The 20294-nt window shown below is 35.0% G+C and carries 23 protein-coding genes; 22 read left to right on the top strand and 1 reads right to left on the bottom strand.

Annotated elements, in window-relative coordinates; genetic code table 11:
• Positions 1-27 precede the first annotated feature (27 nt).
• The 6 genes from BUE84_RS12290 to BUE84_RS12265 all read left to right on the top strand — a co-directional run bounded on the left by BUE84_RS12290 (position 28) and on the right by BUE84_RS12265 (position 4986).
• On the top strand, positions 28-987 hold the full coding sequence (locus BUE84_RS12290; RefSeq protein WP_002979097.1) for a PhoH family protein: 960 nt from the start codon (positions 28-30) through the stop codon (positions 985-987).
• A gap of 119 nt (positions 988-1106) precedes the next feature.
• Positions 1107-1769: a porin family protein gene (locus BUE84_RS12285; RefSeq protein WP_079241870.1), complete on the top strand. Its 663-nt coding sequence runs from the start codon at positions 1107-1109 to the stop codon at positions 1767-1769.
• Positions 1770-1901: 132 nt separating this feature from the next.
• Complete coding sequence (locus BUE84_RS12280; protein ID WP_079241869.1) at positions 1902-2402, top strand: hypothetical protein; 501 nt, start codon at positions 1902-1904, stop codon at positions 2400-2402.
• 460 nt (positions 2403-2862) lie between these two features.
• A complete protein-coding gene (locus tag BUE84_RS12275; protein ID WP_079241868.1) occupies positions 2863-3507 on the top strand; it encodes an outer membrane beta-barrel protein in 645 nt (214 codons plus the stop codon).
• Between the two features lie 75 nt (positions 3508-3582).
• Entirely contained in the window at positions 3583-4245 is a 663-nt protein-coding gene (locus BUE84_RS12270; protein ID WP_079241867.1) for an outer membrane beta-barrel protein, read from the top strand.
• Between the two features lie 72 nt (positions 4246-4317).
• A complete protein-coding gene (locus BUE84_RS12265) occupies positions 4318-4986 on the top strand; it encodes a porin family protein (protein ID WP_079241866.1) in 669 nt (222 codons plus the stop codon).
• 72 nt (positions 4987-5058) lie between these two features.
• On the opposite strand, the gene ffh is transcribed toward BUE84_RS12265, so the two are convergent.
• A complete protein-coding gene (gene ffh, locus BUE84_RS12260) occupies positions 5059-6420 on the bottom strand; it encodes a signal recognition particle protein (RefSeq protein WP_034695428.1) in 1362 nt (453 codons plus the stop codon).
• Between the two features lie 107 nt (positions 6421-6527).
• On the opposite strand from ffh, the gene BUE84_RS12255 reads away from it, so the two are divergent.
• The 16 genes from BUE84_RS12255 to BUE84_RS12180 all read left to right on the top strand — a co-directional run bounded on the left by BUE84_RS12255 (position 6528) and on the right by BUE84_RS12180 (position 20242).
• On the top strand, positions 6528-6968 hold the full coding sequence (locus BUE84_RS12255; RefSeq protein WP_145953239.1) for a hypothetical protein: 441 nt from the start codon (positions 6528-6530) through the stop codon (positions 6966-6968).
• Between the two features lie 59 nt (positions 6969-7027).
• Positions 7028-8125 carry a F0F1 ATP synthase subunit A gene (atpB, locus tag BUE84_RS12250; protein WP_079241864.1) on the top strand — a complete coding sequence of 366 codons (1098 nt, stop codon included), beginning with the start codon at positions 7028-7030 and terminating at the stop codon, positions 8123-8125.
• A 47-nt stretch (positions 8126-8172) separates the two neighbouring features.
• Entirely contained in the window at positions 8173-8367 is a 195-nt protein-coding gene (gene atpE, locus BUE84_RS12245; protein WP_002979108.1) for an ATP synthase F0 subunit C, read from the top strand.
• 82 nt (positions 8368-8449) lie between these two features.
• A complete protein-coding gene (locus BUE84_RS12240; protein ID WP_034695422.1) occupies positions 8450-8947 on the top strand; it encodes a F0F1 ATP synthase subunit B in 498 nt (165 codons plus the stop codon).
• A gap of 2 nt (positions 8948-8949) precedes the next feature.
• Positions 8950-9489, top strand: coding sequence for an ATP synthase F1 subunit delta (atpH, locus tag BUE84_RS12235; protein ID WP_034695420.1), 540 nt, complete (start codon positions 8950-8952; stop codon positions 9487-9489).
• Between the two features lie 16 nt (positions 9490-9505).
• The gene (gene atpA / locus BUE84_RS12230; RefSeq protein WP_034695418.1) at positions 9506-11083 is read left to right on the top strand and encodes a F0F1 ATP synthase subunit alpha; all 1578 of its coding nucleotides are present in this window, start codon (positions 9506-9508) and stop codon (positions 11081-11083) included.
• A gap of 76 nt (positions 11084-11159) precedes the next feature.
• Positions 11160-12023 (top strand): ATP synthase F1 subunit gamma, encoded by an 864-nt coding sequence (atpG, locus tag BUE84_RS12225; protein ID WP_034695417.1) that lies wholly within the window; start codon positions 11160-11162, stop codon positions 12021-12023.
• Between the two features lie 272 nt (positions 12024-12295).
• The gene (locus BUE84_RS12220) at positions 12296-13654 is read left to right on the top strand and encodes a hemolysin family protein (RefSeq protein ID WP_079241863.1); all 1359 of its coding nucleotides are present in this window, start codon (positions 12296-12298) and stop codon (positions 13652-13654) included.
• Positions 13655-13664: 10 nt separating this feature from the next.
• Complete coding sequence (locus tag BUE84_RS12215) at positions 13665-13970, top strand: ATP-dependent Clp protease adaptor ClpS (RefSeq protein WP_099049883.1); 306 nt, start codon at positions 13665-13667, stop codon at positions 13968-13970.
• A 209-nt stretch (positions 13971-14179) separates the two neighbouring features.
• A complete protein-coding gene (gene udk / locus BUE84_RS12210; protein WP_034697618.1) occupies positions 14180-14794 on the top strand; it encodes a uridine kinase in 615 nt (204 codons plus the stop codon).
• A gap of 3 nt (positions 14795-14797) precedes the next feature.
• Positions 14798-15154, top strand: a complete 357-nt coding sequence (locus tag BUE84_RS12205) for an FtsB family cell division protein (protein ID WP_034697620.1) — start codon at positions 14798-14800, stop codon at positions 15152-15154.
• A gap of 84 nt (positions 15155-15238) precedes the next feature.
• Positions 15239-16402: a methylmalonyl-CoA mutase family protein gene (locus BUE84_RS12200; protein ID WP_079241862.1), complete on the top strand. Its 1164-nt coding sequence runs from the start codon at positions 15239-15241 to the stop codon at positions 16400-16402.
• A gap of 204 nt (positions 16403-16606) precedes the next feature.
• Positions 16607-16990 carry a GxxExxY protein gene (locus BUE84_RS12195; protein WP_079241861.1) on the top strand — a complete coding sequence of 128 codons (384 nt, stop codon included), beginning with the start codon at positions 16607-16609 and terminating at the stop codon, positions 16988-16990.
• Between the two features lie 156 nt (positions 16991-17146).
• Positions 17147-18292: a class I SAM-dependent methyltransferase gene (locus BUE84_RS12190; RefSeq protein ID WP_079241860.1), complete on the top strand. Its 1146-nt coding sequence runs from the start codon at positions 17147-17149 to the stop codon at positions 18290-18292.
• A 139-nt stretch (positions 18293-18431) separates the two neighbouring features.
• Positions 18432-18704, top strand: a complete 273-nt coding sequence (locus BUE84_RS12185; protein ID WP_047429856.1) for a hypothetical protein — start codon at positions 18432-18434, stop codon at positions 18702-18704.
• A gap of 158 nt (positions 18705-18862) precedes the next feature.
• Complete coding sequence (locus tag BUE84_RS12180) at positions 18863-20242, top strand: dipeptidase (protein WP_079241859.1); 1380 nt, start codon at positions 18863-18865, stop codon at positions 20240-20242.
• Positions 20243-20294: the final 52 nt, after the last annotated feature.

Genomic DNA, 20294 nt, shown 5'->3' with positions numbered 1-20294 from the left:
TTTAAAATCTAAAAATAAAAATACTGCATGTTTGAATTAACATATGATTTGGAAGATATCGATGCGAAAATCTTCTATGGAGTTAATAACCAATATTTCAACTTAATAAAATCAAGTTTTCCAACCATTAAAATTACAGGAAGAGATCATTTTATCTTTGCCATGGGAAATCAGGAAGCTTTAGACATACTGAAACAAAAACTGGATGATATTGTCAGTTTTATCTCCAAAAACAATTCAATAGGGCTGAAAGATGTTGAAAATATATTGAATATTAAAGACGAAAATGAGAAGCAACTGGTATTCGATCAGGATATCATTGTAAAAGGAGTTAACGGAAAAGTTATTAAAGCTAAAACAACCAATCTTAAAAAGCTGGTAAAAGAGACGGAGAAAAAGGACATGGTTTTTGCCATTGGACCTGCAGGAACCGGAAAAACATATACCAGTGTGGCATTGGCGGCAAGAGCTTTGAGAGATAAAGAGGTGAAAAGAATTATCCTGACAAGACCGGCTGTAGAAGCAGGAGAGAGTCTGGGATTTCTGCCTGGTGATCTTAAAGAAAAACTTGATCCGTATTTACAACCTTTGTATGATGCACTTCGTGATATGATTCCGCATGAGAAACTGGAAGGTTTCATGGAGAAGAAAGTGATTGAAGTAGCACCATTGGCTTTCATGAGAGGACGTACTTTGGATGATGCTTTTGTGATTCTTGATGAAGCACAGAACACCACTCATGCTCAGATGAAAATGTTCCTTACCAGAATGGGGATGAATGCCAAGTTCATTATTACAGGAGATCCAAGTCAGATTGACCTTCCTAAAAATCAACAGTCCGGATTGAAAGAAGCCATGAGAATTTTAAATGGAGTGAAAGAAATAGGATTTGTACATCTTACAGAAGAGGATGTGGTAAGGCATCCGGTAGTAAGAAAGATTATCCTGGCTTATAACGATGAGGAAAAGAGACTAAGAAACGACTAGGGAGGATGAGTAAAAGTTTCCATTAACCTTTTATTAACCTTAAATTGGTTAGTTAAAATTTGTTAATTTGAAAAAAATAATTAGTTTTGCAGACCTTTAAATGTAAAAACTAATTAAACATGAAAAAACTTTTACTTGTTGCGGCAGTCGCTGCTATGGGAATTTGTGCCAACGCACAAGAATTTCGATTTGGTCCAAAAGCCGGTTTCGCAATGTCTACCATTAAACTAGACGATAAGCAAGATGATCTTGACGGAAGAAAAATGTCTCCTAAATATACCTTCTATATCGGTGGAATGGCTGAGTACAAATTCAATGATAACTTTGCTGTTCAGGGAGAGGTGTTGTATTCACCACTTGGAGCTAAAGAAAAGATTGATGGAGTAAACGCCGGAGGAATGTATTTCGGGGAGTCGACTAAAGTGACTTTCGGGACTCTTTTGGTTCCTGTTTCTGCAAAATACTTTATTACAGAAGGCTTCTCTGTAGCTGCAGGTCTTAACGTGGGAATTATTCTTACCGCTAAACAAAAGACTGTCATCGGTTCAGATTTCCTTGATGTAGAAATGGAAGGTGAAGGCGGTGATGTAGATATTAAAAAAGATATCAAATCATTGAACCTTGCTCCGTTCTTAGGTGTTGAATATATGCTGGAAAACGGTCTTTTCTTTGATGCAAGATACAGCTTAGGAGTATCCAACCTATCCAATGACAACAGCGGAGGTACTGTAAAGAACAGCTTTGCTCAGGTGGGTGTGGGTTTCAAATTCGGAGGAAACTAATTCTGAAATTTTTTACTATCAAATAATATAATGCAGGACAAATTTTGTCCTGCTTTTCCTGTTGTAGTATGGTTTATTCTAATAATAAAAATAATTAGTATTTTTGCACGGTAATTCAAAGCTACTAAAAAAATGAAAAAACTATTATTACTAGGTGCTTTTGCACTTTTAGGAGGTGCTGCTCAAGCGCAGGAAGGTTTTAAAATCGGTGGACATATTGGTGTTCCCGTATCAGATGCAAGTGATGTATCTTCGTTTACATTAGGAGTAGATGCAGCTTATATGTGGAATATTGCTAAAGGTCTTGATCTTGGGGTAACCACAGGATATTCTCATTTCTTCGGAAAAGATCACTTTGATGATTTCGGATTTGTTCCTGTAGCTGTTTCCGGGAAATATAGATTTAAAGGAGCTCCTATCTTTGTAGGATTAGACCTTGGATACGGTATTTCTACAAAAGATGGTGTAGATGGTGGTTTCTATGCACAGCCTAAATTTGGATATCAAATGTCTAAAGGGGAGTTGTACATCGGTTACCAATCTATCAGCAACAAGCGTGACCTGCCAGGATGGGGAAGCTATAGCTGGAATGTAGGAGCTGTTAACATTGGTTATAATTTCTTCTTGAAATAAGGAAAAGCAATTGTATATGAAAACTCCGGCCGAAGGCCGGAGTTTTTTGATTACTTATATATAGACTGTACGGATTTCTGATCATGAATTTTTAATAGAGTGGATGTATAACGATTAGAAATAAGGAAAAACAGCTTTGAATAATAAACATTTGTTTAAATTTTAAGAGTTAATAACTTTAAAATTAATGGTTTAGGTTAATTAATTTTAGCATTTCTCCAGAATTGGTGGGGTTTTGCAAAAAATCGCAAAATTTAAAAAGTTAAATATATTTGTCTCTTGTTGAAAAAAAGTGATTTTTTTATTCATAATCTTGTGAAAAACTTAATAAGTCCTCTTAACTAGGATTTATTTTTATAAAACTCCAAATTTTAACAATGATATTAATCACATTAACAAATTTTAATATTAGTGGGGACCACTGTAAATTTGCCCTCAGAAAGTATTAAAATTTTTTAAAATGAAAAAAATATTATTAGCGGGTGCTGTTGCACTTTTTGGTTTATCAAACGCTCAGATTGCTAAAGGAACTACATATTTATCAGGATCTGTTGGTTATTCTCAGGTAGAATCTAACAACGGTAACGATAAAAAAGAAAACTTCAATGTATTACCTACAGTTGGATATTTCGTAAACACTAACCTAGCAATTGGATTAGGAGTTGGATACCAAACTGAAAAGAACACTATAACAACTACTCTTGGTAACACAGTAGGGGAAAGCATCACTAAGCAACCAGCTTTTGTTGTTGCTCCATTCGTAAGAAAATACTGGACTTTATCTGACAAGTTATATTTCTTCGGTCAATTAGCAGTGCCAATGCAATTTGGAAAAACTGAAACTGAAACTAACTCTGTAACTACAATAGGAAACAATACAGTTTCAACTTCAACTTCAACTGAAGCTAAATACACTAAAATCGGTGTTACTGTTAAACCAGGTTTAGATTATTTCTTAAACAAAAACTGGTCTATTGAAGCTACTATCGGTGAGTTCGGTTATAGCAACTACAAGCCAAAAGATGGTGATGCTACAAACAACTACAACTTCGGATTGAATTTATCTTCTGTAACTTTCGGAGTTAAATATGTATTTGCAAAATAATAAACAAAGCATATAGCAAGAAAGCCCTGAGAAACTCTTAGGGCTTTTTTTCTATATAAAACTAATATAATAATCATGAAAAAAATCGTATTGATGGGCGCTGTGGCGCTTTTCGGTTTATCAAATGCACAGATTGCAAAAGGAACTTCTTATCTTTCAGGTCAGGTAGGATATTATCACAATGAGAAAAACGAATTTGAAACCAATAGAAAGGATGATGTGATCAGAATCCTTCCTACAGCGGGGTATTTCGTTACTAATAATCTGGCTGTGGGACTTGGTATAGGCTATAAAAGTGCTGTTACAAAATACAAATTGGGCAATCCTGCCATCAGTAATGTATTTGAAGTTAAATATACAGATAATGCTTTTGTGGTAGCTCCATTCGTGAGAAAATACTGGACTTTATCGGATAAATTATACATCTTCGGGCAGTTACAGGTTCCATTAGAGTTTGGTAAGGAAAAAATGAATGCAAACAGTAATATTAACGATGCGGATCCATTACTTACAGCTGCTTTGAACAGAGAAAATAACTATACCAATATTGGAGTGAATATCAAGCCAGGGCTGGACTATTTCATCACGAAGAACTGGTCAATTGAAGCTACAATAGGAGAGTTCGGGTACAATACTCACAAAAGAGATATTGACGGGGCAAAAAGAACTGATGATTACAAATTTGGTATCAGTTTAACGTCCGTGACTTTTGGAGTTAAATATGTATTTGCAAAATAATAAATAAAATAGATATATTAGCCCTGAGATGGCCACCTTAGGGCTTCTTTACTATAAAACTATTTAATAATCATGAAAAAAATCTTATTGGCATCTGCAATTGCTTTATTTGCAGGTTTGAATGCACAAACGACATTCGGTGTAAAAGCAGGATATGCTTTATCAAAATTAAATTCCAGTGAAGGAGATCTTGAATTGGGAGGGGTAGAAGCAAATTTAAAATCAAAATCAGGGTTTTATATCGGAGGTTTGGTTGAGCACAAATTCACAGCTAAATTTGCGGTTCAGGGAGAAGTAGAATATGCTAATCTTGGAGGAAAGGCAGAGGTTGGAATACCAGGCACAGGCATTACTGTAACTGAAAAGATGAATCTTAACAGAATTGTAATTCCTGTATCCGCAAGGTATTACGCAACTCCGGAGCTGGGAATTTACGCAGGTCCTTATGTAAGCTTTAAAACAAATAATAAAGTAAAATTTGAAATAAGTGGTCCTAATGCCGGTATGGTAGATCCTTCAGGACTTAAAGAAGGGGAGCGTTATTTAGAAAGAGAATTGAATGACGGGTTGAAATCTACTGATTTCGGTTTGTTCTTAGGGGCAGATTATAAAGTATACAAAGGATTCTTTGTAGATGCACGCTATAGTTTTGGTCTTACAAATATGATCAAGAATCCTGTGGATGGTGAAACATTAAAAATGAATTTCTTTCAGTTAGGAGTAGGGTATAAGTTTAAATAAACAGATCTCAATATAAAAACAAAAAACTCTCAGAATTTCTGAGAGTTTTTTTATGAATGATTTTTGTCTTTCTTATTTTCCAAACATTCCACCCATTCCAGGCATATTTGGCATTTTGCTCATCATCTGCATCATTTGCTTTCCTTGAGGTCCCTGCATCATCTTCATCATTTTACCCATCTGATCGAACTGTTTCATCAATTGATTCACGTCTTCGATTTTTCTGCCGGCACCTTTAGCAATTCTTCCTTTTCTCTGTGTATTGATGATAGAAGGTCTTCTTCTTTCTTCAGGAGTCATAGAGTAGATGATCGCTTCAATGTGCTTAAATGCATCATCACTGATTTCTACGTCTTTAATCGCTTTTCCAACTCCGGGAATCATTCCCATCAAATCCTTCATGTTACCCATCTTCTTGATTTGATTGATCTGCTTAAGGAAATCATCAAAACCGAATTCGTTTTTAGCAATTTTTTTGTGAAGTTTTTTAGCTTCTTCTTCGTCAAACTGCTCCTGAGCTCTTTCTACTAAGGAAACAACGTCTCCCATTCCCAGGATCCTGTCTGCCATCCTTTCCGGGTAGAAAAGATCTAAAGCTTCCATTTTTTCTCCTGTAGAGATAAATTTGATTGGTTTTTCAACAACAGAACGGATTGTCAGTGCAGCACCACCTCTTGTATCACCATCTAATTTCGTTAAAACAACTCCGTCAAAGTTCAAAGCATCATTGAATGCTTTTGCTGTATTCACAGCATCCTGACCTGTCATGGAGTCTACTACGAATAGCGTTTCATTGGGTTTAATGAAGTAATGAACAGATTTAATCTCGTTCATCATCTGCTCATCAATGGCCAAACGACCTGCCGTATCCACAATTACTACATCATGGCCGTTTGATTTTGCAAAATTAATTGCATTTTCAGCAATGGTAGAAGGATTTGTAGAGCCTTCTTCAGTAAAAACAGGAACATTGATCTGTCCTCCTAATACTTTCAGCTGGTCAATTGCTGCAGGACGGTATACGTCACAGGCTACCAATAAAGGTTTTTTATTTCTTTTTGTCTGTAAATAATTAGCAAGCTTTCCTGAGAAAGTTGTCTTACCAGATCCCTGAAGACCTGCAATAAGGATTACAGTAGGTTTTCCTGAAAGATTAATTCCTTCCTGAGAACCTCCCATCAGGTCTACCAGTTCATCATGAACAATTTTCGTCATCAACTGTCCCGGAGTAAGGGAAGTAAGAACGTTTTCTCCTAATGCTTTATCCTGAACTCTTTTTGTAAGATCTTTGGCAACTTTATAGTTAACGTCGGCATCCACCAATGCTCTACGGATCTCCTTTACGGTTTCCGCAACATTGATTTCAGTAATTTTTCCTCTTCCGGAAATATTATGTAATGCCTTGTCTAATTTATCCTGTAAACTATTAAACATATTTATTGTAAATTATAGGTTTGCAAAAATAAGGAATTTTTAGCATATCTAAAGTGTTTGATCGCGTAATATTATATATATACGTAATATTATTATAGACAAGAAAAATGATAAATATCAAATCATGGTATAATCCGATAGAAAAAGTCTATTTTTGCGATCAATTAAAATATAGAATGAAAATCAATCCCAATATTCTTGTTGTCATTTTATTCTTTCTGACTTTCCTGGTGCATTTTTCCCTTTGGAAATTTGTTTTTCACCTGGATGAAATTGTAATCATTAAATTTTACCTTTTTCTAAGCGTCATATTTATGATGATGATTACTCTTATTATCTTAATCAATAGAGTAGCACCGGAATTTTTAGGATTGTCTGTTATTGGTTTGATCCTTTTAAAATTCGGTTTGATGTACTTAATCAGAAAAAAACTGAACTTTGAAGTGATTCCCGGCTATAAATTTCATTTTATTATGCCTTATTTTGTCCTGACAGCCCTGCTTACATACTATGCCATTAAGCTGATTAATCATGATAAAAAACAGTAAAATAATTTATTGAAACTAGAAAAAATATCATATTTTTGCACAACGAAAAAAACCTATCAATGTTTAAGAAATTCGCAGTTTTATTCTACAGTATTTTTGTATTAAACTTAGTGTCTGCACAGCACGGTGAGGCTACTGCTGGCGCAGCTCCTGCTCAAGAGCTTTCAGAGAAAGACAAAGTAAGCAAAGAAAACAAAGAGTTCATCGATCATCACTTATTAGATGCACATGATTTCACATTGATGGTTGATAAAGATGGTCACCACATCGGTTTCCCTCTTCCTGTTATTATCTATGATAACGGTTTCCACTCTTTCATGAGTAACAAAGAAGGGTTCATGCACGGAGAGCCTACTGAAGTAGACGGTTCTTTTTATGTATTGCACCATGAGAAAATCTACAAGACTGATGCCGCTGGAACTTTAACACTTGGTGAAGACGGTCATCCAACTAACGTAAAACCTTTAGATCTTTCTATAACAAAAAGTGTATTGATCATTTTATTAGTGTCAATCTTTATGTTTGTATTATTTGTTGGAATGGCTAAATCTTATAAGAAGTCTGCAGTTCCTACAGGTGTAGCAAGATTCTTAGAGCCACTAATCATCTTTGTGAGAGACGAAGTTGCTATTCCTAATATCGGACACAAGTATAAGAGATTCATGGGTTATTTATTAACAGTGTTTTTCTTTATCCTTTTCCTTAACGTTCTTGGATTAATGCCTTTCGGAATCAATGTTACAGGTAATATTACAATGACATTCTTCCTGGCTATCCTTACGTATTTGATTACAACATTCTCAGCGAACAAAGATTACTGGAAACACATCTTCTGGATGCCAGGAGTACCGGTTCCAATGAAACTGATCATGCTTCCTATCGAATTGTTGGGAACAATCACTAAACCATTCGCATTGATGATCCGACTTTTTGCAAACATGACTGCAGGACACATCGTAGTAATGAGTTTGATCGGATTGATCTATGTATTCAAGAATTTCATCGCAGGTGTTGCATTCCCATTCTTAACATTAGTAATTTATTTACTGGAAGTATTGGTAGCATTCCTACAGGCTTATATTTTTACAATGTTATCAGCACTGTTTATCGGAATGGCAGTAGAAGAGCACGAGCACGAACATCATGCAGCTCACTAATTGAAATTATAAATTAAAGTAAAACAAATTTTTTAAAATTATATATTATGGAAATCCCTAAAATTGTAGGTGCTGGTATCGTAGTACTAGGTGTAGGTATCGGTCTTGGTAAAATCGGAGCTGCTGCTCTTGAAGCTATCGCTAGACAACCTGAGCAATCTGGAAAAATCCAAACAGCTATGCTTATCGCAGCTGCACTTGTAGAAGGTGTTGCGTTTGCTGCTCTATTCGCAGTAAACTAATTAAATTCAAACCATTATCTGTGACGGTTGGTTACAGGTAATGGTTCTTTAAAAAAGTAATAATTATTTATACATTTATATAATGGAATTAATTCATCAGTTTTCATCAGGGTTATTTATTATCCAGTCTGTAATTTTTCTAGCATTATTATTTTTGTTAGGTAAATTCGCTTGGAAACCTATTTTAACGTCTATCAATGACAGAGAAACATCTATTGTTGACGCTCTTAATCAAGCTAAATTAGCTAGAAAAGAAATGGAAACTTTAAAAGAGGATAACGAAAGAATCATTCGTGAAGCTAAAATCGAAAGAGATGCTATCCTTAAAGAAGCCAGAGAAATTAAAGACAGAATCGTAGGAGAAGCTAAAGATGTTGCTAAAGCTGAAGGAGACAAAATGATCGAAGCTGCTAAACAGACTATCAACGCTGAGAAAAATGCTGCAATGGCAGACATCAAAACTCAGATTGGTACTTTATCTGTAAACATTGCTGAGTCTATCTTGAAGCAAAAGCTAGACAACAGCGAAGCTCAAAACGAATTAGTTCAAAATTATTTAAACAAATCAAACCTTAACTAAGAATGCTTACATCTAAAGTAGCTAAAAGATACGCACAAGGTTTACTTGACTTCACCAACGAATCAGGTCAAACGGCTACTGTATTTTCTGAAATGAAAGATGTAGTAAAGATCATGAAAGAGTCTGCGGACTTAAATAAATTTTTCATGACTCCTTACATCGATTCTAAAAAGAAAATAGAAGTAGCAAACGAAATTTTCAAAGGTTTATCTGTCTCTTCTCAGAACCTGATCAGATTGGTTATTAAGCACGGACGTGAAAACCAATTGAAAAATATCGCTCAGGAATTCATCAACAAAGTTGAAGACCTTAGTGGTGTACAGAGAGTAACACTTACAACAGCAACTCCGCTTTCAAAAGAAAACCTTGATCAGATTTTAAGATCTACCAATCTTGTAAATGCTGATTCAAACTTTGATCTGAAAGTAAATGTGAAGCCTGAAATTCTTGGAGGATATGTTCTGAGAGTAGGTGACCAGCAGGTAGATGCGTCTGTGAAGACAAAATTGAACCAAGTTAAAAAAGATTTCCAATTAAATTAAGAAAAACAACCATACAATGGCAGAAATAAATCCGGCAGAAGTATCTGCGATCTTAAAACAGCAATTGGCCAACTTCGATACTCAATCAAACGTTGAGGAAGTAGGTACAGTTTTAACCATCGGTGATGGTATTGCTCGTGTATACGGGTTAGAAAACGTACAATACGGAGAGTTGGTGAAATTTTCTAGTGATGTAGAAGGTATTGTACTTAACCTTGAAGAAGACAACGTGGGTGTTGCTCTACTTGGTGAAAGTAAATTAGTAAAAGAAGGTGATACAGTAAGAAGAACAAACAGAATCTCTTCTATCAAAGTAGGAGAAGGTATGTTAGGAAGAGTAGTAGATACTCTTGGTAACCCAATCGATGGTAAAGGTCCTATTACTGGGGATTTATACGAAATGCCATTGGAAAGAAAGGCTCCTGGAGTTATCTTCAGACAGCCGGTAACTGAGCCTTTACAGTCTGGTATCGTGGCAATTGATGCGATGATCCCTGTAGGAAGAGGTCAGAGAGAGCTTATCATTGGTGACAGACAAACAGGTAAAACGACTGTTGCTATCGATACGATCATCAACCAAAAAGAATTCTTTGATGCTGGTAAACCAGTATATTGTATATATGTTGCTATCGGTCAGAAAGCTTCTACTGTAGCACAAATCGTTAAAACTCTTTCTGATAAAGGAGCTTTAGCTTATACGGTAATCGTTGCAGCTAACGCATCAGATCCAGTTCCAATGCAGGTATATTCTGCAATGGCAGGAGCTTCTATCGGTGAGTTCTTCAGAGACACTGGTAGACCAGCACTTATCGTTTATGATGATTTATCTAAACAAGCTGTTGCTTACCGTGAGCTTTCTCTACTATTGAGAAGACCACCGGGCCGTGAAGCTTATCCTGGAGACGTTTTCTACCTTCACTCAAGACTATTGGAAAGAGCTGCAAAAGTAATCGCTGATGACGAAATTGCTAAGCAAATGAACGATTTGCCAGAGTCTCTTAAGCCAATCGTAAAAGGTGGTGGTTCATTAACAGCCCTTCCAATTATCGAAACTCAGGCTGGTGACGTTTCTGCATATATCCCTACAAACGTAATCTCTATTACAGACGGACAGATCTTCTTGGAGTCTGATCTATTCAACTCAGGGGTTCGTCCTGCAATCAACGTAGGTATCTCTGTATCAAGGGTAGGAGGTAACGCTCAGATCAAATCAATGAAAAAAGTTTCTGGTACATTGAAGCTTGACCAGGCTCAGTATAAAGAACTAGAAGCGTTTGCTAAATTCGGTTCTGACCTTGATGCTTCTACTTTAGCAGTTATCTCTAAAGGAGAAAGAAACGTAGAAATCCTTAAGCAGCCGGTAAATGCACCACTTCCTGTAGAAAGTCAGGTAGCGATCGTATACGCTGGAACAGAAAACTTAATGAGAAACGTTCCATTGAACAAGATTAAAGAATTCCAACACGAATATATCGAGTTCCTTAAGTCTAAGCACCCTGATACAATGGCTGCTATTAAGTCTGGAAAAATCGATAACGATATTACAGGTGTTCTTAAGCAGGCAGCTAACGATTTAGCTTCTAAATACAACTAAAAAATTCAATGTTTAAGGTTTGAAATATAGTGTTTTAAACCTTAAACTTTAGACCTTAAACTTTGAACCCAAATTAATGGCAAACTTAAAAGAAATACGAGGCAGAATTACGTCAATTTCATCTACGATGCAGATTACACGTGCTATGAAGATGGTTTCCGCAGCGAAACTTAAAAAAGCACAGGACGCAATCGTAATGTTAAGACCTTATTCTGAAAAATTACAGGAGCTTATCCAGAATGTAAATTCTAGCTCTGATCCTGATCAGATTTCTGTATATGCTCAGAAAAGAGAGGTTAAAAGAGTACTATTCATCGCTGTTACTTCAAACAGAGGTCTTGCGGGAGCTTTTAACTCTTCTATCGTAAAAGAGCTTAACCTTCAGTCTCAGAATAATTCTCAATATGAGATTGAAATTCTACCTGTAGGTAAAAAAGCATTTGATGCTGTAAGAAGAAACCGTACGGTATATGCTAATGGAAGTTCTGTGTATGATAATCTGAACTTTGATGCAGTTGCTCATATCACTGAAGGGGTAATGACAAGCTTCAGAGAAGGTAAATTTGACGAAGTTTATGTTATCTATAACAAATTCGTTAATGCTGCTACTCAGGAAGTAACTACAGAAAAACTTCTTCCTATCTCAATGCCGGAAAACACTGAGCCACAGGTTGAAACAGATTATATCTTTGAACCTAACAGAACTGAGATTCTTGATAATTTGATTCCAAAGTCTATCAAAACTCAGGTTTTCAAAGCCATCTTAGATTCAGTAGCATCTGAGCACGGAGCGAGAATGACTGCAATGCACAAAGCAACAGACAACGCTCAAGCTTTAAAGAATGATCTAGTGATCTTCTATAACAAAGCAAGACAGGCTGCAATTACCAACGAAATCCTGGAAATTGTTTCCGGAGCAGAAGCTTTGAAAAATTCATAAAGAATTATTTTATTATACAAATAAAAGCACCGAAATTATCGGTGCTTTTTTGTTTACATAGTGATGAAACAGTCATTGGTTATTCAAAAATCCCGTTTCCATCAGAAAATGAGCAGTTGTTCCAATTATTGTTTTTATTTAAAAATAGCCATGTTATATCAAGCCATATTTTTGTAAGAAAATTCCTTCATCGAAATAATCAATCCCGGATTCAGGCAGGTTATTTTTATTTTACATATCTTTGTAGCTAATAAAATTTATACAACCTCTAAATGGACTCGGACATAGTCAGGCTTTTGCTGGCCTTATTTCTTGTTTTACTAAATGGCTTCTTCGTAGCCGCAGAATTTTCAATTGTTAAAGTTCGTTATTCACAAATTCAGTTAAAAGCCGCAGAAGGAAACTCTATGGCTAAGCAGGCAGAACATATCATCAAACATCTTGATGAATATCTTTCCGCTACACAATTAGGAATTACATTAGCATCCCTTGCCCTTGGTTGGGTAGGAGAAAGCGCCCTGCATCATATTGTTGAAAATATTTTTACGTCTTTGAGCATTAATTTGACTCAGACAACCATTACTACCATTTCAGTAGTGACAAGTTTTGTATTGATTACCATCATGCATATTGTGTTTGGTGAACTTATTCCAAAATCAATCGCTATCAGAAAATCTGAAGCAACTACAATGGCAACAGCGGTTCCGTTGAGAGTTTTCTATACTATTTTTAAACCGTTTATCTGGTTGATGAACTCCATGTCAAATGGTTTCTTAAGACTTGTAAAAATTCACCCTGCTTCCGAACAGGAAATTCACTCTACGGAAGAACTTCAGCTTTTGGTAAAACAAAGTGCAGACAGTGGAGAAATTGAGGAGGAAAACTATGAGATCATCAAAAATGCATTTGATTTTACCGATCATTCTGCCAAGCAGATCATGGTTCCAAGACAGAATATTACTTCCATAGACTTTGAAGAAGATGTTAATGATATCATCAATAAAATTATGGACAGCGGTTATTCCCGTATTCCTGTTTATATTGATTCTATTGACAACGTGATCGGAATTTTCTACACAAAGGAAATTATAAGAGAATTTGTGAAGAGAAAAGGAGATCTGGATCATGAAGACCTTAAAGATCTAATGCGTGATGCCTTTTTCGTAGTAGAAAGTAAAAAAGTTTCAGACTTACTGAAGACTTTCCAGCTTAAAAAACAACATATCGCCATTGTTATTGACGAATTTGGAGGAACAGAAGGTATTATTACATTAGAAGATATTCTTGAAGAACTTGTAGGAGAAATTCAGGATGAAGAAGACGATGAAGAAAAAATCGTTGATAAAATAGCGGACAATACCTATTGGGTGCAGGCTACACAGCCGTTGGACGAAATCAATGAGTTTCTGCCTAAAAAGCTTCCTCTTTCCGAAGAAAGCGAGTACAACTCACTGGCAGGATTCATTCTTTATGAGCTGGAAGAAATCCCTGAAGAAAACCAGGAATTTGATCTTGAGGATTATCACTTCAAAATTCTGAAAATGAACAACAAGAGTGTGGAACTTGTGGAATTGATTTATCAGGAACCTAATGCTATAGATAATCTGGCAGATAAAATAGGAGAAGTTTAAAAGAATGAGAATGAATTTTTATAACAGCATAAAAGATTACGAAAATCCGAAACGTCAGTACGAAGAAGAAGTTCTCGTTTTAGATGATACGGATGAAGTTTATAAACTGGTATTGCATAACGACGATATTCATACTTTTGATTATGTCATAGACTGCCTGATCGAAATATGTAAGCATACCCTGGAACAAGCTGAGCAATGTACGATTCTGGTTCATTACAAAGGCAAGTGTACCGTAAAAACCGGCTCAATGGATGTTTTGAAGCCTATGCATGAAAAATTAATTTCGCGTGAATTAACAAGCGAAATCGTATAAAATAAAATCCGACAAATTAATTGTCGGATTTTTTTATTAAATCAAGAGAGTAAATTTGAGTAATAACAATAAATCATAAAGACTGGCAGCTTTCCCGAAAATATTTTAATATTTAAATGCTTTAATCTTTTAATTTCTCAATACACTTACATTGCCATATTTTATCTAAAATAGTATATTTGTACCAACTATAAAGAAACAAAAAAACAATGCTTGTAATAGGAATTGCCGGTGGTACAGGATCCGGCAAAACTACAGTTGTTGATAAGATACTTCAGCAGCTTGATATTGAGGGAATGAATATCCTCTCTCAGGATAATTATTATCACGACAACCAGGGTCTTACACTGACGGAAAGAGAAGCTTTAAACTATGATCATCCGAAATCTATAGACTTTGACTTACTGATAAAACATGTAAAAGCTTTAAAAAACAATGAGTCTATTGAACAGCCGATTTATAGCTTTGTTACTCATTCCAGAACAGGAGATCATGTTACTGTAGAACCTAAAAACGTATTGGTAGTAGAAGGAATTCTTGTTTTAACCAACAAAGAATTGCTGAAGGAATTTGATTTGAAAGTATTTGTTCATGCAGATTCTGACGAAAGACTGATCAGGAGGATCAGAAGAGATACTCAGGAAAGAGGAAGAGATCTGAGCGAAGTATTACACCGTTATCAGACCACATTGAAACCAATGCACCAGGAATTCATCGAGCCGTCTAAAAATGATGCCGATCTTATTATCCCCAATATGAAGCAGAATTCCGTAGCGATTGATTTTTTAACTACCGTTATTAAAAATTCGTTGAAAAAACATTAAAAAATGGAAGAAAACAACCTTATCAAAGACATTCAGCCGAAATCTGAAACATTCAAACTTATCCAGAAATATGTTTTGAATAAGTATACCATTACGATCTGTCTGTTTTTGGTATGGATGATTTTTTTCGATAAAACCTCATTTCTTGTAATTAATGAACTGAATGGTGAGATTCATAAATATGAAGATCAGCTGGATTATTATAAAAAAGAATATGAGAAAAATGATGCTTTTTATAAAAAACTGATGAACAACAAGTCAGAAAAAGAAAAGTACGCAAGAGAAAATTATTTTATGAAAAAACCAAATGAAGAGATCTTCATTCTGGTAGTAGACAGTACAAAAGTCGCTAAAAAGTAATAAAGTTGAATAGAATGACGTCAATGAGGAAATGTATTTTGAATATTTAAAAATTCACATTGACCATTCACAAATAAAAAACTAATGTCAAATACAGATATACTTTCAAACTGGGAAAATCTAGTCAAAAAACAGCTTAAAACAGAGGATATTTACCCTGTTTTAGAAAAACAGAATCTGGAAGGAGTAGAGGTAAAACCTTTTTATACAGAGGTTCAGAAACCTTTGGTAAACCTGCCCAGAGTGGAAGAAAGCACCCATTTGGTAGCTAGATACCATGAAAGTCTGGAAGAAGAAGTATTTGCATTCATCCTTGATCAGAATGTCGAAAATCTTGATCAGAAAACTCTTTTTGTGAATAATAAAGATCTTGCAGGGCATATAAGTCCTAAAGAAGAAGACCAGTATTTTTCGCTGATTGATGTCTTTAATGAAAAAGAAGGAAGTATTGATGATCAGCTGGTAAAAGAATTGCTGTCAAAAGATTTTAAAAGAAATATTTGTATAGATATTTCACTTCATCAGAATGCTGGAGCTGCTATTTACCAACAGCTGGGAATTGGCCTTGCAAAAGCTAAGGAGCTGGCAGAGATATATGGTGCTGAAGTTTTAAACAAACTGATCTTCAGAATAGCTGTAGGAGGAAGTTATTTCTTTGAAATGGCCAAACTGAGAGCTTTTAAAATCATTTTTAATCAGCTTTCTAAAGAATACGGACTGGACGAAGTTCCTTACATCTTTGCCGAAACTTCGCTGCGAAATAAAGCGGTTGCTGATAACGAAAATAACCTTATCCGTTCTACACTGGAGCTTGCTTCTGCCATGATTGGTGGGGCAGATGCTGTTTTCTCTAACAATTATCTTGTTGACAGAAGTACCGATAATTCAGAAGAGATCTCTTTCAAACAACAGATCGTTCTGGCTTACGAAAGTATTATCAATGTATTTGAAGATGCTTCTAACGGAAGTTACTATGTTGAAGATATTACTCAGCAGTTTGCTGAAAAAGCATGGGCTTTGTTCGTTGAAATTGAAGAAGCGGGAGGATATTTAGAGCTTTTGAAACAGGGAGTCGTTCAGAAAAAAATCTATGATCATGCTATTGAAGAGCAGCAATGGATTGAAGAAGGGAAAATAAAGCTTATCGGAGTGAATCTGTACCCTAAATTAGACATTAAAAAGTCTATTGCAGATCTTTACAACGAAAAAGAAATAAAAGCCGTTCGTTGGGCCGAAATGTTTGAATAATATTTTTAACCACAGATTATACAGATTTTCACAGATGATTATTCATAATATTCTGTGAATTTTTTTATCAAAAGTTTAAATACGAACAATTATATAAAATTAAAACCAGTTTAAGTTGAAATATAAATTCTATTTGAATTTTGGTTAAATTAAGAAACTATAGTGTATCTCATAATATTGTACTTTTGATACAAATACAATGTAATGAAAGAAAATGAGATAAGTTTTTATATCAGAAAATCTATATTTTCTGTTTACAACGAACTAGGTCCAGGTCTTTTGGAGAAAGTTTATGAAAAAGCCTTAGCTTATGAACTGGAAAATAATGGTTTAAGAGTACAGACCCAAGTTTCAATGAATATTAAATTTAAAGATGTATTTATTGATTCAGGTTTTATAGCAGATATAATTGTTGAAGATAAAGTAATCATAGAAGTTGAGGCAGTTACTGAAATATCAAATATCCATCATCAGCAATTATTAACATATTTAAAACTAACAAATTTGAAATTAGGGATTTTGGTTAACTTTAATACAGACTATATTGATAAAAGTATTTTTAGAAAGATAAATGGAAAGTTAGACTAAAAAATAAAGAATAATCATCTTCGAAAGTTTATGAAAACTGTAGGATACTTTAATTTCACCACAGATTACATGGATTTCCTCAGATGATTGCACATAATTTATTTGGCATCCTTTAAAATATAAAACATAATCATCTGTGTAATTCTGTGAAAATCTGTGGTTAAATTACTAAACAAAGAAATTCAAAATTATATCAATGCAAATCTAAAAACAGATCTGCACTCATTGTTATTAAAAAAATCTCCGTTTCCAGAAGTTTCCATGCATGAAATTGTACAGCAGATCAAAGGAAAACAGGTAGCGGAAAGGAAATTTCCATTTCTCTTAAAAGAAGGCATTCTCTTCCCACCACAGCTTAATCTTGAACAGTCTTCTTCAGAAAAAACGGCACTTTATAAATCTGAAATACTGAAAGGGAAAACATTCATTGACCTTACAAGTGGTTTCGGGATTGATGCCTTTTATCTGTCTCAAAATTTTGATAATATCACTTTAATAGAGCAGAATAAAGAGCTTTTAGAGATTGTTGAAAATAACTGGGGTATTTTAAATCGTAAGGCGAAATTTATCAATCTAAAGCTTGAAGATTTTTTGAATGAAAATCAGGAACACTTTGATGTCATTTATCTTGATCCGGCCAGAAGAGACGAGCAAAAAAACAAAGTTTTTCTTTTGGAAGATCTCTCTCCTGATATTCTTGAAATTCAGGAAAAATTATGCTCTATATCCGATCTTGTGGTGATAAAGCTTTCCCCGCTTATTGATCTTAAGTATCTTGTTTCAGTATTGCCGGGTATTTCAAGAATGGATATTATCGCTCTGAAAAATGATGTGAAAGAAGTTGTAGTATTTCTTTCCAACGAAAATACGGATAAAATCATCTGTAATTGTGTGAACCTTGAAAGCAAAGAATCTGTCTTTAGCTTTACATTTGGCGAAGAAGAAACTGCCCAATCCGAATATTCTGAACCCGAAAGATACATTTACATCCCCAATCATTCCATTTTAAAGGCTGGAGTCTTTAATCTGATCTCTCAGAAATTTGGATTAAAAAAACTTCATCCCAATAGTCATCTTTATACTTCCAGCGAAAGAATTGAAAACTTCCCGGGAAGAATTTTAGAGATGGAATCTGTTGATTCTAAAAGCATTAAAAAGAAAGGTCAGTTTAATATTATAACAAAAAATTATCCTCTAAAACCTGAAGAAATCAAAAAGAAATATGGTTTAAAAGACGGAGGAGATCAGTATCTTATTTTTACCCAATCCAAAAAAGGGAAAATAATATTAAAATCAGTATAAAAATGTTGCCGAAAAAAGCAGGATTTCTTACTTTTGGGCAATCAAAAATTTAAGCATGAAATCGCTTGCTGTTTGGAGGATCAAATAAGTTAAAAATAGTGCGGTTTCATATTACCTTTTAAAAAAAATAATTTTACATATGAAAAAATTAGTTATATGTTTAGCGATTGCAACGGTAGCGGTAAGCTGTAAGAAAGTTCCACAAGGAGGAAACAGAGGTACTTTGAAACTTGAAGAAGGAGTAGAAAGATATTCTGACGACCCTCAGGGAGAAGCTCACGGACATGAAGCTGGAGCTGCAGAGCATAAAGAAGAGGCTCATGCAACACCAGAAGCTGCTGCTCCAAAAACAGACAGTACTGCAGCTGCGAAACCTGCTGAAGCTGATAAAGCACCAAAAGCTGAACACTAATTAGAAGTACAAAATATATAAGTGCCCTGTTTCTGCAGGGCATTTTTTTATTAAAAAAGAGGGTTACGAGGTTCATTAACAGGAGGTTCGTAAAATCCTTGCTTTTTGTTTGTTCCTGCCGGGCATTTTTTTTAATTTTAACAAAATAAATTTTTACAATGCAAGAGACATTAAATTACATTAACGAAAACAAACAGCGTTTCGTGGATGAATTATTTGAGTTATTGAGAATTCCTTCTATTTCTGCAGATCCGGCGTATAAAGATGACGTTTTGAAATGCGCAGATGTAGTGGCAGCACATCTTAAAAATGCAGGCGCTGATAATGTGGAAGTTTGCAACACAAAAGGATATCCAATTGTTTTCGGGGAAAAGATTTTAGATAAAAATTTACCTACAGTTTTGGTGTATGGACACTATGATGTTCAGCCGGCAGATCCATTGGAATTATGGACAAAGCCACCTTTTGAGCCTTATATTGAAAAAACTGAATTACACCCTGATGGAGCTATCTTCGCAAGAGGTTCTGCTGATGATAAAGGACAGTTCTTTATGCATTTGAAAGCTTTTGAAGCGATGATGAAGACCAATGCTCTTCCTTGCAATGTTAAATTTATCTTAGAAGGAGAAGAAGAAGTAGGATCTGTAAGCTTAGGAGACTGGGTCAATGAAAATAAAGAGAAATTAGCTTGCGACTGTATCTTAATTTCTGATACTCACATTTATAGTAATGAACAACCTACTGTAACAACAGGTTTAAGAGGTTTAAGTTATGTAGAAGTAGAAGTGGAAGGTCCAAACAGAGACTTGCACTCAGGCCTTTACGGTGGAGCAGTTCCGAATCCTATTCATGTTCTTTCAAGAATGATCGCCAATCTGATTGATGAAAACGGGCATATCACTATAGACGGATTCTACGACAATGTAGAAACTGTTTCAGATGCTGAAAGAGCTGATATGAACAAATTGAAAGATAATCCGGAAGAATTCAAAAAATCAATCGGATTAAGCAATATCGAAGGGGAAAAAGGATATACAACTTTAGAAAGAACTTCTATTCGCCCTACTTTAGACTGCAACGGAATCTGGGGCGGTTATACAGGAGAAGGAGCAAAAACAGTAATTCCTTCAAAAGCTTTTGCTAAAATTTCAATGCGTTTGGTTCCTTACCAGACTCCTCAGGAAATTACGGAGAAATTCACAAAATATTTTGAAAAGATTGCTCCCGATACGGTAAAAATTAAAGTAACCCCTCACCACGGAGGTATGCCTTACGTTTTACCAACGGATACAAAAGAATTTGCTGCTGCAAAACAAGCAATGGAATCAGCATTCGGAAAAGAAGTTCTCCCTTACAGAGGTGGAGGAAGTATCCCGATTACAGCAATGTTTGAGCAGATTTTAGGAGCTAAGTCTGTATTAATGGGCTTCGGATTGGATTCTGATGCGATCCACTCTCCAAACGAACATTATGGACTATTTAATTTCTATAAAGGGATTGAAAGTATTCCTTTGTTCTTTGAGAATTATTCAAAATAATTAATCGAAAACAAGATATGATAAGGTATTTCTGCAAAGAAATACCTTATTT

The organism is Chryseobacterium indologenes, assembly GCF_002025665.1.
Classification (GTDB): Bacteria; Bacteroidota; Bacteroidia; order Flavobacteriales; family Weeksellaceae; genus Chryseobacterium; species Chryseobacterium metallicongregator.
Note: the sequence above shows the minus strand (reverse complement) of the source record. Positions and strands in the feature narration are given on the sequence as shown.

What these genes read in the sequence shown, in the direction of transcription:
- ffh (WP_034695428.1), bottom strand. Translation starts at nt 6,420, where the DNA reads ATGTTTAATAGTTTACAGGATAAATTAGACAAGGCATTACATAATATT.
- BUE84_RS12275 (WP_079241868.1), top strand. Translation starts at nt 2,863, where the DNA reads ATGAAAAAAATATTATTAGCGGGTGCTGTTGCACTTTTTGGTTTATCA.
- udk (WP_034697618.1), top strand. Translation starts at nt 14,180, where the DNA reads ATGCTTGTAATAGGAATTGCCGGTGGTACAGGATCCGGCAAAACTACA.
- atpG (WP_034695417.1), top strand. Translation starts at nt 11,160, where the DNA reads ATGGCAAACTTAAAAGAAATACGAGGCAGAATTACGTCAATTTCATCT.
- atpB (WP_079241864.1), top strand. Translation starts at nt 7,028, where the DNA reads ATGTTTAAGAAATTCGCAGTTTTATTCTACAGTATTTTTGTATTAAAC.
- BUE84_RS12240 (WP_034695422.1), top strand. Translation starts at nt 8,450, where the DNA reads ATGGAATTAATTCATCAGTTTTCATCAGGGTTATTTATTATCCAGTCT.
- atpE (WP_002979108.1), top strand. Translation starts at nt 8,173, where the DNA reads ATGGAAATCCCTAAAATTGTAGGTGCTGGTATCGTAGTACTAGGTGTA.
- BUE84_RS12270 (WP_079241867.1), top strand. Translation starts at nt 3,583, where the DNA reads ATGAAAAAAATCGTATTGATGGGCGCTGTGGCGCTTTTCGGTTTATCA.
- atpA (WP_034695418.1), top strand. Translation starts at nt 9,506, where the DNA reads ATGGCAGAAATAAATCCGGCAGAAGTATCTGCGATCTTAAAACAGCAA.
- BUE84_RS12185 (WP_047429856.1), top strand. Translation starts at nt 18,432, where the DNA reads ATGAAAAAATTAGTTATATGTTTAGCGATTGCAACGGTAGCGGTAAGC.
- BUE84_RS12195 (WP_079241861.1), top strand. Translation starts at nt 16,607, where the DNA reads ATGAAAGAAAATGAGATAAGTTTTTATATCAGAAAATCTATATTTTCT.
- BUE84_RS12265 (WP_079241866.1), top strand. Translation starts at nt 4,318, where the DNA reads ATGAAAAAAATCTTATTGGCATCTGCAATTGCTTTATTTGCAGGTTTG.
- BUE84_RS12200 (WP_079241862.1), top strand. Translation starts at nt 15,239, where the DNA reads ATGTCAAATACAGATATACTTTCAAACTGGGAAAATCTAGTCAAAAAA.
- BUE84_RS12285 (WP_079241870.1), top strand. Translation starts at nt 1,107, where the DNA reads ATGAAAAAACTTTTACTTGTTGCGGCAGTCGCTGCTATGGGAATTTGT.
- BUE84_RS12280 (WP_079241869.1), top strand. Translation starts at nt 1,902, where the DNA reads ATGAAAAAACTATTATTACTAGGTGCTTTTGCACTTTTAGGAGGTGCT.
- BUE84_RS12215 (WP_099049883.1), top strand. Translation starts at nt 13,665, where the DNA reads ATGAATTTTTATAACAGCATAAAAGATTACGAAAATCCGAAACGTCAG.
- BUE84_RS12205 (WP_034697620.1), top strand. Translation starts at nt 14,798, where the DNA reads ATGGAAGAAAACAACCTTATCAAAGACATTCAGCCGAAATCTGAAACA.
- atpH (WP_034695420.1), top strand. Translation starts at nt 8,950, where the DNA reads ATGCTTACATCTAAAGTAGCTAAAAGATACGCACAAGGTTTACTTGAC.
- BUE84_RS12180 (WP_079241859.1), top strand. Translation starts at nt 18,863, where the DNA reads ATGCAAGAGACATTAAATTACATTAACGAAAACAAACAGCGTTTCGTG.
- BUE84_RS12220 (WP_079241863.1), top strand. Translation starts at nt 12,296, where the DNA reads ATGGACTCGGACATAGTCAGGCTTTTGCTGGCCTTATTTCTTGTTTTA.
- BUE84_RS12255 (WP_145953239.1), top strand. Translation starts at nt 6,528, where the DNA reads ATGATAAATATCAAATCATGGTATAATCCGATAGAAAAAGTCTATTTT.
- BUE84_RS12290 (WP_002979097.1), top strand. Translation starts at nt 28, where the DNA reads ATGTTTGAATTAACATATGATTTGGAAGATATCGATGCGAAAATCTTC.